Annotated in this window: 9 protein-coding genes and 1 pseudogene; 3 read left to right on the top strand and 7 right to left on the bottom strand. The window is 41.2% G+C overall.

The features are described from left to right. Window positions 1–14 precede the first annotated feature (14 nt). The 5 genes from folE to trpD all read right to left on the bottom strand — a co-directional run bounded on the left by folE (window position 15) and on the right by trpD (window position 3918). Window positions 15–563, bottom strand: coding sequence for a GTP cyclohydrolase I FolE (gene folE / locus F957_RS08840; protein ID WP_016660389.1), 549 nt, complete (start codon window positions 561–563; stop codon window positions 15–17). A 91-nt stretch (window positions 564–654) separates the two neighbouring features. Continuing rightward, entirely contained in the window at window positions 655–1344 is a 690-nt protein-coding gene (locus F957_RS08845; RefSeq protein WP_016540484.1) for a Smr/MutS family protein, read from the bottom strand. A 132-nt stretch (window positions 1345–1476) separates the two neighbouring features. Next, window positions 1477–1935 (bottom strand): hypothetical protein, encoded by a 459-nt coding sequence (locus tag F957_RS08850; protein ID WP_016660388.1) that lies wholly within the window; start codon window positions 1933–1935, stop codon window positions 1477–1479. A gap of 117 nt (window positions 1936–2052) precedes the next feature. Next, window positions 2053–2859 (bottom strand): indole-3-glycerol phosphate synthase TrpC, encoded by an 807-nt coding sequence (gene trpC / locus F957_RS08855; RefSeq protein WP_016540485.1) that lies wholly within the window; start codon window positions 2857–2859, stop codon window positions 2053–2055. A gap of 9 nt (window positions 2860–2868) precedes the next feature. Further along, window positions 2869–3918: an anthranilate phosphoribosyltransferase gene (trpD, locus tag F957_RS08860; protein WP_016540486.1), complete on the bottom strand. Its 1050-nt coding sequence runs from the start codon at window positions 3916–3918 to the stop codon at window positions 2869–2871. A gap of 369 nt (window positions 3919–4287) precedes the next feature. Here trpD and F957_RS08865 point away from each other — a divergent pair, with 369 nt between their 5' ends. Both F957_RS08865 and F957_RS08870 read left to right on the top strand, forming a co-directional pair. Continuing rightward, on the top strand, window positions 4288–7020 hold the full coding sequence (locus F957_RS08865; protein WP_016660386.1) for a TonB-dependent receptor plug domain-containing protein: 2733 nt from the start codon (window positions 4288–4290) through the stop codon (window positions 7018–7020). A gap of 7 nt (window positions 7021–7027) precedes the next feature. Continuing rightward, window positions 7028–9800: pseudogene (locus F957_RS08870) on the top strand (M1 family metallopeptidase). A 59-nt stretch (window positions 9801–9859) separates the two neighbouring features. Here the strand turns inward: F957_RS08870 and F957_RS08875 are convergent. Next, window positions 9860–11224 carry an L-cystine transporter gene (locus F957_RS08875; RefSeq protein WP_016540489.1) on the bottom strand — a complete coding sequence of 455 codons (1365 nt, stop codon included), beginning with the start codon at window positions 11222–11224 and terminating at the stop codon, window positions 9860–9862. Window positions 11225–11581: 357 nt separating this feature from the next. Next, window positions 11582–12166 carry an anthranilate synthase component II gene (locus F957_RS08880; protein WP_016540490.1) on the bottom strand — a complete coding sequence of 195 codons (585 nt, stop codon included), beginning with the start codon at window positions 12164–12166 and terminating at the stop codon, window positions 11582–11584. Window positions 12167–12788: 622 nt separating this feature from the next. Between F957_RS08880 and glnA the strand changes: the two genes are divergently transcribed. Next, complete coding sequence (gene glnA / locus F957_RS08885; RefSeq protein ID WP_171057879.1) at window positions 12789–14204, top strand: type I glutamate--ammonia ligase; 1416 nt, start codon at window positions 12789–12791, stop codon at window positions 14202–14204. The last annotated feature ends 335 nt before the right edge of the window (window positions 14205–14539 follow it).

Here is a 14539-nt window from a genome sequence, read left to right as displayed (position 1 = left end):
ATGCAGTACTCGTATTAATAGCTTTCAGGCACAGCACTCAAGAACTCGCGACGCGTATCTTTATCTGTTTTAAAGTCACCGATAAAAGAAACCGTACGAGTGGTTGATTCTTGCTTACCCACACCACGCATCATCATGCACATATGTGCAGAGTCAATTACAACTGCAACACCACGTGCCTGAGTTACCTGTGCAACTGCTTCCGCAATCTGCTGGGTTAAATTTTCCTGAACCTGTAAGCGACGCGCAAACATTTCAGTAATACGAGCAAATTTTGATAGGCCTAGTACCTGACCCTCAGGTAAATAAGCGATATGCACGCGGCCATAAAATGGCAATAAATGGTGTTCGCAAAGCGAATAAAATTCGATGTTTTTAACCAATACCATTTCATGGTTATCGGAAGGGAAGAGTGCGCTATTCGTAACTTCTTCAAGCGTTTTGCTATAACCAGAAGTTAAAAAAGAAAAAGCTTTAGCCGCACGCATTGGCGTATCTTTTAAGCCTGGGCGATTAAGGTCTTCACCAACGGCAGTTAAGATATTTGCGTACGATTGCTGCATAGACATAACAATGTTCACTTAGGTGGGTTGAACAAAAACGGCAATTGTACCAGAAAACGATTAGAAATCTTAGTTTTGATAAAAATGCCGATTACTGTTTGTACTTAGGGTTCTTTTCGGCACGTTTGAGTAAGACTAAAACAGCACCTGTACCGCCTTGATTTTCAGGGGCACTGACGAAAGCAAGTACATCACGATGCTGTCTGAGCCAACCATTGACATAGGTTTTCAAGATTGCTTCAGGGCCTTTGCCATGCACAATTTTAACGACATTTTGATTTTCATCTTTTGCCATTTGAATCACTTGTAAAACAGCAGCCCTTGCTTGTTCAACGGTACAGCCATGTAGATCGACCGCTTCAAACCAGCGAATTTTGCCTGCTTTTAAATCTTCAAATACTTTGTGCTGCAAGGTTGCAATGCGATAGCTTAAAGCCGCTTGGCTGGCAACAGGGTTTAAGATCGCTTGGGTATCTGAAATTTCTGTAAGCTCTTGCTCTGCACCACCTTCTGCTGCAGCACGTTTTGCCAAAGTTTGGGCATCGACTTTTTTGCTACGCGCAACTTTAGTATCGGCAATATTCTGATTGTCGATGGGTTTTACCCCAAGTAGGGCTTTTTTAAAAAGTTCAGTATCTTCCAACTCTTCAGCAGCGGCTGGAGTCTTTTGTGACTCTGCTTGTTTGGCAATCGCACTCGCTTGCGGATTGGAAATTTGCTTTTTAAAGGCTTTCAGTAAGTTAAACTGATCTTTAGAAAGCGATGAATCGTGTTTACTCATAAGTTTAGAAAAATAGGCAGATACCAGAGATGTAAAATTATAGTCCGAAACCGTGATGATTTGAACTGAATTGCATTTATAGAGTATGTATGGGGGTGATCAAGCCTTATCTAATTAATAAAATTGACATTCTTATGCAAGACAATCTATATATTTTATTAATTCTTGTAAGGCAGATTCTACAGAAGTAATTGGTACATATTCAGCATATACAGTATTTTCTTTCAAATTTTGATAAGTGAAAAAAGGATTTGTATTTAAAAGAAATATGAAAAAAACAGATTTCTTGTTCCTTACCGCAAGTTTTGTAAAATCATCAAATGTTTCTTCTAATGTTAAATGATAATAGTTTATAAATTGATTATTGGGGTACAAGTTTTCAAAAAAGTTTTCGCTTGTTAGATTATTATTAAAATATGAAGGGCTTGTGAGTAGATATTTGAACGCTGCAATGAAGCTAGGCATATATGTTGGGGAGTCTAGAGTTCCAAAGGAAACGCCATTGATGTTGACGGTAAGATTGAGTAAATCTTTATGACCACTCATATTAAGGATAGAAAATGAAAAATCGTCCTTACCGATATGAATCAAATGAACTCCTAAGCTTTGAATTTGAAACGTCTAATTACTTTGAAAGGCTTATTAAACTTTTTATGTCTTAAAGAAAAAGCCCAATGACAAAGAATTGGGCTTTCATGTTATTTAAAATTAAACTTGCTCAGGCTGCCCAAACAATGCATTAAATGCTTGATCAGGGCGAGGTTGTTTCATAAAGCTTTCACCTACAAGGAAAGTATGAATATCATTGGCTTGCATCATGTCTACATCAGCAGGCGTAGCGATACCACTTTCTGTGACCAAAATACGAGATGCAGGCAATAATTTCTTTAAACGCAATGAGGTATTTAAATCGACATCAAAGGTTTTAAGGTTGCGATTGTTCACACCCAAAATGCATTGTTCAGAAAGTTTTAACGCACGCTCTAATTCATATTCATCATGCACTTCAACTAATACATCCAATTGCTGTTCAAATGCCGTTTTCGACATTTCTTCGAGTTGTTGGTCAGATAAACATGCCACGATCAATAAAATACAATCGGCATGCAGCGCACGTGCTTCAACCACATTATAAGGATCAATCAAGAAGTCTTTACGCAAAGCAGGTAGGGCACAATGCTGACGTGCAATCGCGATATTTTCGTCTGCACCTTGGAAGAAATCCACATCGGTTAATACCGATAAGCAAGCAGCACCTGCCTGTTCATATTGTTGAGCAATCTCTGCAGGATTAAAGTCTGCACGGATTACACCTTTAGAAGGTGATGCTTTTTTAATTTCAGCAATCACAGCAGGACGCTTGTGCTGTAAAGCATTAGCAAAACCACGCACAGGCGTTGCTGCATTTGCCCACTGCTCAACATCATGCAAGCTACGTTGTTTTAAACGTGCTGCAAGTTCCTCATGTTTGCGGTCAACAATTTTACCTAAAATGGTATTTTGAATATCGATCATGAGAAGTCCTTAATCTGCCTGATATTGTTTCAATGTCTTGGTAAATTCAGCCAAGATACTCATTTTTTCTAAGGCCTGTCCGCCGTAGAGAATATCTTGAGCCAGCTCAACGGCTTGTTTATAGGTTTTGGTAATGCCAGCGACGTAAATGCCAGCACCTGCATTCAATGCAATCATATTTGCGGCTTTTTCGCCAACGTCTGATTTGTCACGACTTAAAGCATCTTTGATCAGTTTTAAGCTTTCTTCTGAACTATTCACCACTAAACCAGTGAGGGTTTGAGAGGCGATACCAACGTCTTCTGGGTTCAGCGTCCATTCGGTCACTTCGCCATCTTTAAGCTCAGCCACAGCGGTTGGTGCAGCTAGGCTAATTTCATCTAGGCCATCTTTAGAATGTACAACCAGTACATGCACTGCACCGAGCTGTTTTAATACTTCGGCAATGGGACGACACAATTCATCTGAGAATACGCCAATCACAAAACGATTTACGCCAGCAGGGTTGGTGAGTGGGCCAAGTAAGTTGAAAATGCTGCGAATGCCCAATTCACGCCGTGGCGCCACGGCATATTTCATAGCTTTATGATGATTTGGCGCAAACAGAAAACCTACGCCCATTTCACGGATACAACGTTCCGTTTGCTGCATGTCTAAATCAAGTTGAATGCCAATCTGTTCAAGCACGTCAGAAGAACCCGATTTGCTGGATACACCGCGGTTACCATGTTTGGCAATCGTTGCTCCCGCAGCAGCGATCACAAAACTTGAAGCGGTTGAAACATTAAATAAGTTTTGACCATCACCACCTGTACCCACGATATCGACCAGATGAGGAATATCACTGACATCAATTTTAATCGCAAACTCACGCATGATCCGTGCAGCTGCTGTAATTTCATCAATACTTTCACCCTTCATGCGTAAACCCATCATTAGCGCACCGATTTGAGCATCAGTGGCTTCACCTTGCATGATACTGCGCATGACATCTTCCATTTGTGGCTGGGTCAGATGGATGTTCTTGGTAATGTTATTGAGTGCCTGTTGGATATTCATAGTCATGAGTTACAGCATTTAATGATTAAAAAATTAGGATAAAAGTGATTGATGATGAAGGATAGCTCAGCTTTTTGTGGGATGTACGCCATCCGCTAAAGGGCTATGTTAGCAGAAAATAACGCAAGATTTAGGTTGTGGCTAGAGAGTTTTTAAAATTTAACCCGTTTAAGTGGGTTGATAAATTTGTGGTTGGGAGTGATTGAATGAAAAAGGTATTATTTTATGAAAGGTTTATCTGAGTTTTTGTGATAAATAATTAACCATTTGGTATATCTTATTCACGCATATTCCTATAAAAAATGTGTATAAATCAAATAAATAAAAGTGGATATATTAGGTCGGTCATAATTTTATTCATTCATAAATATGTACCTAAATTACTTGAAATATCTTGGGGCTGTTAAAAACAAAGGTTGTTTTGTTTTTGTGTTTATTGCATGTCTTCACCCATTAGAGAGCTATGCTGAGACAAGTATAGAAAAGCCACAAATCGATGCGACATCGGATAAAGTGGTGCGTGTTGCTGTCACAGGCTCACGTATCTCCAAAGCGCAAAAAGATGGCCCAACCAGTGTAACGGTCATTAGCGCAGCCGATATCGAAAAACATGGTTTTAGTAATGCCTTTGATGCTTTGAATAACCTGACCCAAAACACAGGTTTTGTACAAGGAGCTGATTATGGCAATACCTTTACGCCAGCGGCCAACGCGATTAGTTTACGAGGTTTGGGGCCGAACCATACCTTAACCTTAATTAACGGTCATCGAGTTGCAGATTATCCTGTGCCGTATGATGGTGCTGTGAATTTTGTCAATTTAGCCAACATTCCGACTGCGATTATTGACCGCATTGAAATCTTAAACGGGGGAGCTTCCGCGATCTATGGTTCAGATGCGATTGCAGGTGTGGTGAATATCATATTGAAAAAGAAAACCGATGGCACTCAATTCAATATCAAGGCAGGTGGTACTAAAGAAGGTGGTGAAAATTTACGCCTACAATTGAGTGGCAGTAAAACACTGGACAAGCTCAATCTGGTTTATGGCGTTGAACTGAGTGGGCGTGAACCGATTTGGGCAGCTGACCGAGATTTTATGTCGAGCCGAACGCGTCGAGGAGAAAAGCCAGACACGATCGTTGGGCGTAAAAATGCCAAGACAGGCCAGTATCTTTCAATTGGCGGTTGTGATGCATTTGACGGTTTATTTAAGGGGTCTGTTCAGAATGTCGGAAAAGTGGGGGCAGATAATTGTGCCAGTGGTTTGGCACGACCGACTTATTGGACAGTGCAGACCAAAAATCGAAGCCAGAATGGTTATCTCGGTTTGGATTATGAACTGAATGAAAAAACACAATTATTTGCGGATGTGTTGATTGGTGCCAATCAAATTGAAAACAATACTCGTGGCCCGATATGGACTTCTTTAGGCGCGAGTAGTGGTTATTTCCTCAATCAAGACACAGGAAATTATGAAATCTGGACACGACGTTTTGCACCAGAAGAACTCGGTGGTGTTGAACAAGCCAATAAAAAATGGAAAGAACTCTCCTCCAATTTGAACTTTGGTATCCGTGGCGATATTGGGGACAGTAGTTGGCGCTATGAAGCCGCCTATAATGGCTCGATTTATACCAGTCAATTACGTAAACAAGGGCTGGTTCGTTCGAATGTTGATGAATATTTCCTAGGTCAACAACTGGGTGTAGACCAAGATGGTATTCCAATTTATTCCCCGCATTTAGACCGTATCAGTCGGCCACTGACTGCCAGTGAGTTTAGAAGCATTTCAGGCACAACGGAGGAAAACGACAAGTCATGGGCACAGGGCCTAACTTTAAGTGCCAATGGTGATGTATTTGAATTGCCTGCAGGAACGGCCAAGCTTGCAGCAGTGGCAGAAATTGGACGTCAAGGTTTTAAAATCAAACCCGACAAGGCGGTGGAAAATGGGGACTTCTATAATGCTACTTCCAGTGGTGAATATGGTGGGGCGCGTACCCGCCAAGCGTTGGGTACGGAATTATTCTTACCTTTAGCCAAGCCACTCAATTTAACCTTATCTGGACGCTATGACCGTTATGCTTTGTCAGATAATAGTATTGATAAATTTACCTTTGGTTCAGGCTTAGAATTTAGGCCACATCCAACCTTATTGGTGCGAGGCAACTACGCCACCAGTTTCCGTGCACCAGATATGAATTATCTGTTTTTAAATAAACAAAGAGGGTATTTCCCAAGTACCACCGATTATTTACGCTGCAGCCAAACGGGACAAGCATTAGATAAATGTAGCTTTAAAGATTATTCGCCTGGCGCGAACTACACCTTAACAGGCAACAAAGATTTAAAACCCGAAGAAGGTAAATCTTATGGTGTAGGGTTTGTGTGGTCTCCGAGTAATAAGTTTGATATCTCCGTCGACTACTGGGATATCAAAATTGATAATCTAGTGACCAATCTCAGTCCAGATAAAATTTTACGTCAAGAAGCTGCTTGTCGTTTAGGGGCGCAAGATATCAATTCAGCACAATGTGTTGATGCATTGGCACGTGTAGAGCGTAATCCAGCAAATGCAGTGGTTGATCCAAATGTCATCAACAATATCAATATTGTGCCGATCAATGCAGCCTCAGATCATACTCGTGGAATTGATTTCACCAGCAAATGGCGTTGGAAAACTGAAAATCTGGGTAACTTCCTATGGACGGTGAATTATAGCCGTGTGCTGGAACGTGAATATCAACAATCAAAAGATGGCGAGAAAGATAACTATTTAAAAGACTTAACCATTCCAGATTGGAGAGACCGCTTTAATACCAGTCTCAGTTGGAGTCTCGGTGATTGGGCATCAAGCGTATTAGTCAATCGCTATGGCAAAATTCCAAACGGTAATCAAACGGCTTACTTAAGCCCAACTTATTTGGTCAATTGGAGTGGAACTTATCAAATTTCACCTAAGGCATCTGCATCCATCATTGTGAATAACCTATTTGACAAAGTGAAACACGATGACACAGGCGGATGGCCATATTATCCAGTAGGATCATATTCACCAATCGGCCGTCAGGGTTGGTTGGAGTTTAATTATAAATTCTAACAATGATGTGTGGATGCAGCGACGTGGTACACCATTTGCTGCATCTCTTTATTTTAAAAACTACAGAGGACAGATCTCCTATGTTGGTCAAACCTTCATTTAAAAAACAATTGCTACTGACAACATTACTTTCATTTTCTGCAACACAGCTTTTTGCATCAAATAGCAATGAACAAATTCCAATCGGCAAATTACCTGAATGGGCCATTCCCGAATCTTATGATTTAGATTTTAAAATTGATCCTGCACAAAAAAGTTATACCGGTAAAACCACAATCCACTTAAAACTGACCCAAGCAACCGATCATGTGTGGATTCATGGTAAATCTTTATCGGTAAAAGACGTCAGCATCCTCTCCGCAACTGGGCAGAAAACCACGGCCAAATATGAGCAAGCTTCAGCAGTCGATGGGGTCAGTCTGATTAAATTTGCTAAGACATTAGCTGCTGGGCAATATCGTTTAGTACTGGATTTCAATGCAGATTATGATCAGCAACTGGATGGTATTTATAAAATTGAGTTTGAAGGTAAACCTTATGTCATGACTCAAATGGAGGCGATCAGCGCACGTCAATCTTTTCCATCATTTGATGAGCCGCGCTTTAAAACGCCATTTAATATTCGCTTAACCATCCCAAGCAAATATTCAGGTTTTGCCAATACCAATCAAGTCGCTGAACAGGCCGAAAAATCGGGCTGGAAAACGTTAAGCTTTGCACCGACCAAACCGCTACCAACTTATCTACTGGCATTGGCGGTTGGCCCTTGGCAAGCACAACAAGGTCCAGATATTAGTGCGACTGAGTGGCGTAAGCAGGCGATCAAATTACGTGGTCTTGCACCAGACGGTAAGGCTGAAAAAATGCAGCATGCCTTGTCTGAAACCCCAGCGATTTTAAAAACCCTAGAAGATTATTTTGCATTCGGATATCCATTCGACAAGCTGGATTTACTTGCTGCACCTGACTTTGCGGCGGGTGCGATGGAAAATCCTGGGCTGATCACATTTAGAGATTACTTAATGTTGCTGGATAAAGACTCTCCCGTATCTTTTGTACAGAGTTCATTTAATGTCAATGCACATGAATTAGCGCATCAATGGTTTGGGGATGTGGTGACGATGCCGTGGTGGGATGACCTGTGGTTGAATGAATCTTTTGCCACGTGGATGCAAAGTAAAATCACCCAACAATTACATCCTGAATTTAATGCTGATCTTGAACGTGTGGTCGATACAGCGGGCGCAATGAAAAGTGACAGCTTGGTCAGTGTACGCCGTATCCGCCAACCCATTTTAAGTAATGCCGATATTCAAACGGCTTTTGATGGCATTACCTATCAAAAAGGTGCAGCTGTTTTAAATATGTTTGAGAGCTATCTAGGCGAAGAAAAATTCAAACAAGGTGTGCGTAATTACATTCACAAGCATCAATATGGCAGTGCGACCGCTAATGATTTAATTAGCTCTCTCGCAGAACAATCTGGTCAAGCTGAGCGCTTTAGTAAAGCGGTAAAAAGTTTTATTGATCAACCAGGCGTACCTTTGCTGAGCACCTCGTTACAGCAACAAGGCAATAAAGTTTTTTTAAATGTAAAACAAACGCGTTATTTACCCGTAGGTTCTAAAGGCGATGCCAATAGTCTTTGGGGGGTACCATTATGTGTACGTTACGAAGTTCCGAATGCTGCAAGTAAAGTTCAGTGTGAGTTGATTGACCAAGCCAATACCCAAATTGAACTCAAAGGTGCACGTATTAACAGTTGGTATATTCCAAATGCAGATGCGGCAGGCTATTACCAATTTAGTTTGCCTGAACCAGAGCTTGCTCGTCTGACTGCGGCGACGGAGAAACTTTCTAATACTGAACAATTGGCTTATGCCTATGCGGTTTCGGCAGCATTTAATCATGGTGATATTAACCTTTTGGCGGTGGTGGATGTCGCCAAGAAGTTTGCGAACTCGGATAGCCGCCAAATTAGTACGGCATTGTTTCAGCAACTCAGCACAATCCAACGCCATGTGTTGAAGACGGAGGTAGAACGTGAGCATTTTAGAAAAGTGCTTGCGAATTTGTATCTACCTAAATTGAATCAATTGGGTTATGCGAGTAAAGCAGGTGAGTCTGCTGAGGATAGCTTGTGGCGGAGTGAGTTAGCCCAATTTCTTGCATTGGAAATTCAGGTGCCAGAAGTTCGCCAAAAACTGTTAAAGCAATCCGATGTTTTATTTGAACAGACGCAACTGAACTTTGCCCAGCTCACCCCAGAATTATTGCCAACGATTCTGGCAGTCCGTGTCCAAGAAAAAGGACAGCCTGCATTTGATCGTTTAGTGGGGGAGTTACAACACATCACGCAACCGACCCAACGTTTGGCGATTCTCACTGCCTTAGGTTCAGCAAATCAAGTGGAAACACGTCAGCAGGCACGTCAGTTAGTTTTAGATCCACGCGTGAAAGTCGGTGAAGTACGTACCGTGATTAACGCAATCAATAGCTATAGCGGTGAACAAGGTGGACTCTGGTCATGGTTTAAGACCAATCACGATGCTGTATTTGATCGTCTAGGTAAGTCTTCTGCAGGACGATTCCCTGCATTGTTTAGTGGAGCAGCCTGTTCACAACAGGAAGCGACGCAATTGAATGCCTTCTTTGCACCGAGAACCAAAGAGCTGGTTGGGGTTGAGCGTGGTTTAAATCAGACTAAGGAGCGAATCCAACTGTGTGAGTCCTTAGTGGCGAAGCAAGATGGTTCGCTTGTGCAACAGTTGAAGTTGTAATTTATTCAGTTATAAAAAAGCCAACGATCATGCGTTGGCTTTTTTATTTTCAGTGTGTTTTAAGCATCATTATCGGGTTGTGGATTTCTAACACAAAGTAATTGACTGGTTGCTGTGCCTGCAGTCATCGAACCGTTGACGTTTAAAGCAGTACGACCCATATCAATGAGTGGCTCAATTGAAATCAGTAAGGCAACTAAAGTAATCGGTAAGCCCATGGCCGGGAGGACGATTAAAGCAGCGAAGGTTGCACCGCCACCAACGCCTGCAACACCAATCGAACTCAGGGTCACCACGACAACCAACTGAGCAATCCACAATGGATCAAGCGGGTTGATACCCACTGTTGGCGCAACCATCACCGCCAGCATCGCAGGGTATAAGCCTGCACAACCATTTTGACCAATGGTTGCACCAAATGAAGCAGAGAAGCTGGCAATACCTTCAGGTACACCGAGTTGTTTGGTTTGCGCTTCAATATTCAGTGGAATACTGGCTGCACTTGAACGACTGGTAAAAGCAAAAGTTAAAACAGGGAAAACTTTCTTGAAAAAGTCGATTGGATTGACGCGTACAAACAGCAAAATCAGTGCATGTACGAGGAACATGATTGCAAGTCCAAGATAAGATGCAACGAGGAATTCACCTAATTTAACGATGTCAGCAACATTTGCTGTTGCCACCATTTTGGTCATGAGTGCCAATACACCATAAGGTGTGAATTGCATTACTAAACGGACAAGGCTAATCACTAAAGCTTGCAGTGCTTCAATTCCATGTCTGATTCTTTCGCCATTGACGGTGTCTTTATCCATCAGTTTAAGTGCTGCTACACCTAAAAATGCAGAGAAAATCACCACACTAATGATCGCTGTTGGACGAACACCAGTTAAATCAGCAAATGGGTTTTGAGGGAATAGTGAAAGCAAGAGTTTTGGAACATCTAAATCTGTCACTTGCCCAATGTATTGGCTTTGAATGGTCGCTAGACGTGCTGCTTCTTTGGTGCCTTGTACTAGTCCTTCAGCGCTTAAGCCAAATAAATTGGTGATACCTGCACCCACCAGTGCAGCAATTGCTGTGGTCGCTAACAAGATACCAATCACGAGTACACTGATTTTTCCAAGAGACGTGGTTTGGTGTAGTTTCACCACCGCACTTAGAATCGAGATGAAAATCAGTGGCATGATCACCATTTGTAATAGTTGTACATAACCATTACCCACAAGGTTGAACCATGCAACCGAGTGTTCAAGCACAGGGTTATCGCCGTAGATCGCTTTAAGGGCTAAACCGAAGAAGATACCAACCACCATACCGATCAGAACTTTTTTGGAGAGACTCCAGTCTTTTCGATAAGTAAAAAACAATCCTGCCATGAGCAGGACAAAAACAATAATATTCAATAAAACCAAGGTATTCACAATAGGTTATCCTGATAGATCATTCAGGGGGAATGCTAAGAACAATGACTTAGATTCTATCATCCAGCCGCCCTGAAACTTAATCATTCCTATGACTATAGTTAATCTAAAAAAGTAAAATGCAATCAGACAAAACAGAAATTGAGGATTGAACTTACTTTTTATAACGTGTGAAAAGTGGATTAATTATTGAAAAAGAATGACTTGTTTTTAAGTGTAAGTTTTCAGATTAAGTTTAATGCTGAAAATTTATACCGTATGTATGAGTTATATATTGTTTTTATATGTTCAAAATAAAAACAGCCCATTGATTAAAAATGGACTGTCAGGATATTTGATGTAATCAAATGCTCGTGTTTAAGCGTAAATATCCAAGAAGTTTTTGAAAATTTGATGACCATGTTCGCTCAAAATAGACTCAGGGTGGAATTGCACACCTTCCACAGGCAGAGTTTTATGTTTGACGCCCATAATTTCTTCAATCGTGCCATCTGCTTGATTGGTCCAACAGGTCACTTCTAAGCACTCTGGCAAAGTTTCTTGCTCAATCACCAATGAATGATAACGTGTTGCAGCAAAAGGTGATGGCAAGTTGCTAAAAATCCCTTTGTCACTATGGTGCATATCGGATAGGCGACCATGCATCACGGTTTTGGCGCGAATGATATGACCACCAAAGGCTTGTCCAATGGCTTGATGACCCAAGCAAACACCAAGCAAAGGAATTTTGCCAGCAAAGTGATTGATGGCTGGAATAGAAATGCCTGCTTCACTCGGAGAGCATGGACCAGGGCCAATCACCAGATATTTCGGCTGCCATCGCTCAATATCCTCTAATGTCACTTGATCATTACGAACAACTTTTACTTCTTGATTCAACTCGCCAAAGTATTGAACGATGTTGTAAGTAAATGAGTCATAATTGTCAATCATTAGAAGCATGATTATAACCTTTTGAAAGATATGCACTTAATTGTGCTATTGAATTCGATAAACCGATCAGAGCGCTTTATTTTTTCATCTATCTTGAATAGAGAAAAGATTATTCTAGCGATAACGGGAAATCATCATAACAAAACCGATCATTAATGTGGGAAATTTTGAAAGCATTGAAGGCTGAATGAAAGGCCAATTTTGTTTATTGAAATGAGCAGTTAATTGATCATAAATTTTTGTAATTGAAACACTTGAGAAAAAAAACTGAAAGTGAATCGAAAGTCTAAATGAATTGATTGGAATGATGTTGAAAAGAATGATATAAAAAGCCAATTTACGCGAATAATAAAAGCGTAATTGGCACTACATTGGTTCTTTGTTATATGTATTGCACCATTTTGGTTCATTATGTCTTTTTTAGGGACGAACTGAAATAGGAATGTTTAAATATGGTGCATTTTAAAATGCAGGCATTAAAGTAAGCATAGGACAGGGAGCTTAAAGCATTTTTTCTGCAAAGAATTTCAATGTTTTAGGTATGCTTTGAAATTGTTGGTATGATAATTGCTAATTATACACCAACAACTAACACGCACTTAACAAGTGCATAAAAACTTCATTGGAGCAAATGAGCATGGCGAACAAGGTCCTTCAACTCATCAAAGAAAGTGGCGCAAAATGGGTCGATTTTCGCTTTACTGATACTAAGGGTAAAGAGCAGCACGTAACTTACCCAGCTGATACCATTGATGAAGATACATTTGAAGACGGTAAAATGTTTGATGGTTCTTCAATTGCTGGTTGGAAAGGCATTGAAGCTTCTGACATGATCTTACGTCCAGATGCTGAAACAGGTTTTCTTGACCCGTTCTTTGCTGAGCCTACAGTTGTTGTAACTTGTGACGTTATCGAGCCTTCAACTGGTCAAGGTTACGAGCGTGACCCACGTTCAATTGCTCGTCGTGCTGAAGAATATTTAAAATCTACAGGTATTGGTGATACAGCATTCTTTGGTCCAGAACCAGAATTCTTTGTTTTTGACGAAGTAAAATGGGACATCGACATGTCTGGCGCGCGCCACACATTGATCGCTGAAGAAGCTGCTTGGTCTACAGGTAAAGACTACGAAGCAGGTAACTCAGGTCACCGTCCACGTGTTAAAGGCGGTTACTTCCCAGTTCCTCCAGTTGACTCTCATCAAGACATGCGTGCTGAAATGTGTGCACGTATCGAAGACATCATGGGCCCTGGTCGTGTAGAAGTACATCACCACGAAGTTGCATCTTGCCAATTAGAAATTGGTGTGAGCTTTAATACTTTAGTTCGTAAAGCGGACGAAGTTCAGCAGTTCAAATATGCAGTTTGGAACGTTGCGCATCAATATGGCAAAACAGCGACATTCATGCCTAAGCCAATGGTTGGTGATAACGGTTCTGGTATGCACGTTCATATGTCAATCTCTAAAGATGGCAAGAACTTGTTTGCTGGTGATGAATATGCTGGTTTATCAGAAATGGCATTGTTCTTCATCGGTGGTGTAATCAAACACGCGCGTGCGTTGAATGCGATTACTAACCCAGGTACAAACTCTTATAAGCGTTTGGTTCCACACTACGAAGCACCAATTATGCTTGCTTACTCAGCACGTAACCGTTCGGCTTCTATCCGTATTCCTTACGTTTCTAGCCCTAAAGGCAAACGTATCGAAGCACGTTTCCCTGATCCATTAATGAACCCGTACTTAGGTTTTGCGGCATTATTGATGGCTGGTCTTGACGGTATTCAAAACAAGATCCACCCAGGTGAAGCTGCTGACAAGAACTTATATGATCTTCCTCCTGAAGAAGAAGCAAAAATCCCAACAGTTGCGCACAACTTGGAAATGGCGATTGCTGCTCTTGAAGCGGATCATGAGTTCCTGTTGAAAGGTGGTGTATTCACTAAAGAAATGCTTGATGCATATATCGAACTTAAAACTGAAGATGTACGCCGTCTTAACACGACGACTCACCCAGTTGAATTTGATATGTACTACAGCCTGTAATACATACAGATTGAAAAAGCTCGCTTCGGCGAGCTTTTTTTATGTTTTTGATTGAATTGAAACTCATGCGCTTTTTCTAAAGAAATTCATGTACACTCATAGGGTCTGCTGGCACTTCACCTTGCGAGCTACAGCTCTCATTGCGACAGAGGACATTTTTTAGATGTTACAAGGCAGGTCGTATGAAATTTAGTGCTTCTAAATGAATACGGGCTAACGTTGTAACATCAAAAAATGACCCTGTCCCGAAGGGTTATGTCTAAAACCTCCCCAAACTTCGTTATGAAACTTGACAAGGGTATCGCCATTGTCTACGTTCCATGCCTTGTTTGTGT

Origin of the sequence: Acinetobacter gyllenbergii CIP 110306 = MTCC 11365 (assembly GCF_000413855.1) — a bacterium.
Taxonomy (GTDB): domain Bacteria; phylum Pseudomonadota; class Gammaproteobacteria; order Pseudomonadales; family Moraxellaceae; genus Acinetobacter; species Acinetobacter gyllenbergii.
Note: the sequence above shows the minus strand (reverse complement) of the source record. Positions and strands in the feature narration are given on the sequence as shown.

What these genes read in the sequence shown, in the direction of transcription:
- folE (WP_016660389.1), bottom strand. Translation starts at nt 563, where the DNA reads ATGCAGCAATCGTACGCAAATATCTTAACTGCCGTTGGTGAAGACCTT.
- F957_RS08845 (WP_016540484.1), bottom strand. Translation starts at nt 1,344, where the DNA reads ATGAGTAAACACGATTCATCGCTTTCTAAAGATCAGTTTAACTTACTG.
- trpC (WP_016540485.1), bottom strand. Translation starts at nt 2,859, where the DNA reads ATGATCGATATTCAAAATACCATTTTAGGTAAAATTGTTGACCGCAAA.
- trpD (WP_016540486.1), bottom strand. Translation starts at nt 3,918, where the DNA reads ATGAATATCCAACAGGCACTCAATAACATTACCAAGAACATCCATCTG.
- F957_RS08865 (WP_016660386.1), top strand. Translation starts at nt 4,288, where the DNA reads ATGTACCTAAATTACTTGAAATATCTTGGGGCTGTTAAAAACAAAGGT.
- F957_RS08880 (WP_016540490.1), bottom strand. Translation starts at nt 12,166, where the DNA reads ATGCTTCTAATGATTGACAATTATGACTCATTTACTTACAACATCGTT.
- glnA (WP_171057879.1), top strand. Translation starts at nt 12,789, where the DNA reads ATGAGCATGGCGAACAAGGTCCTTCAACTCATCAAAGAAAGTGGCGCA.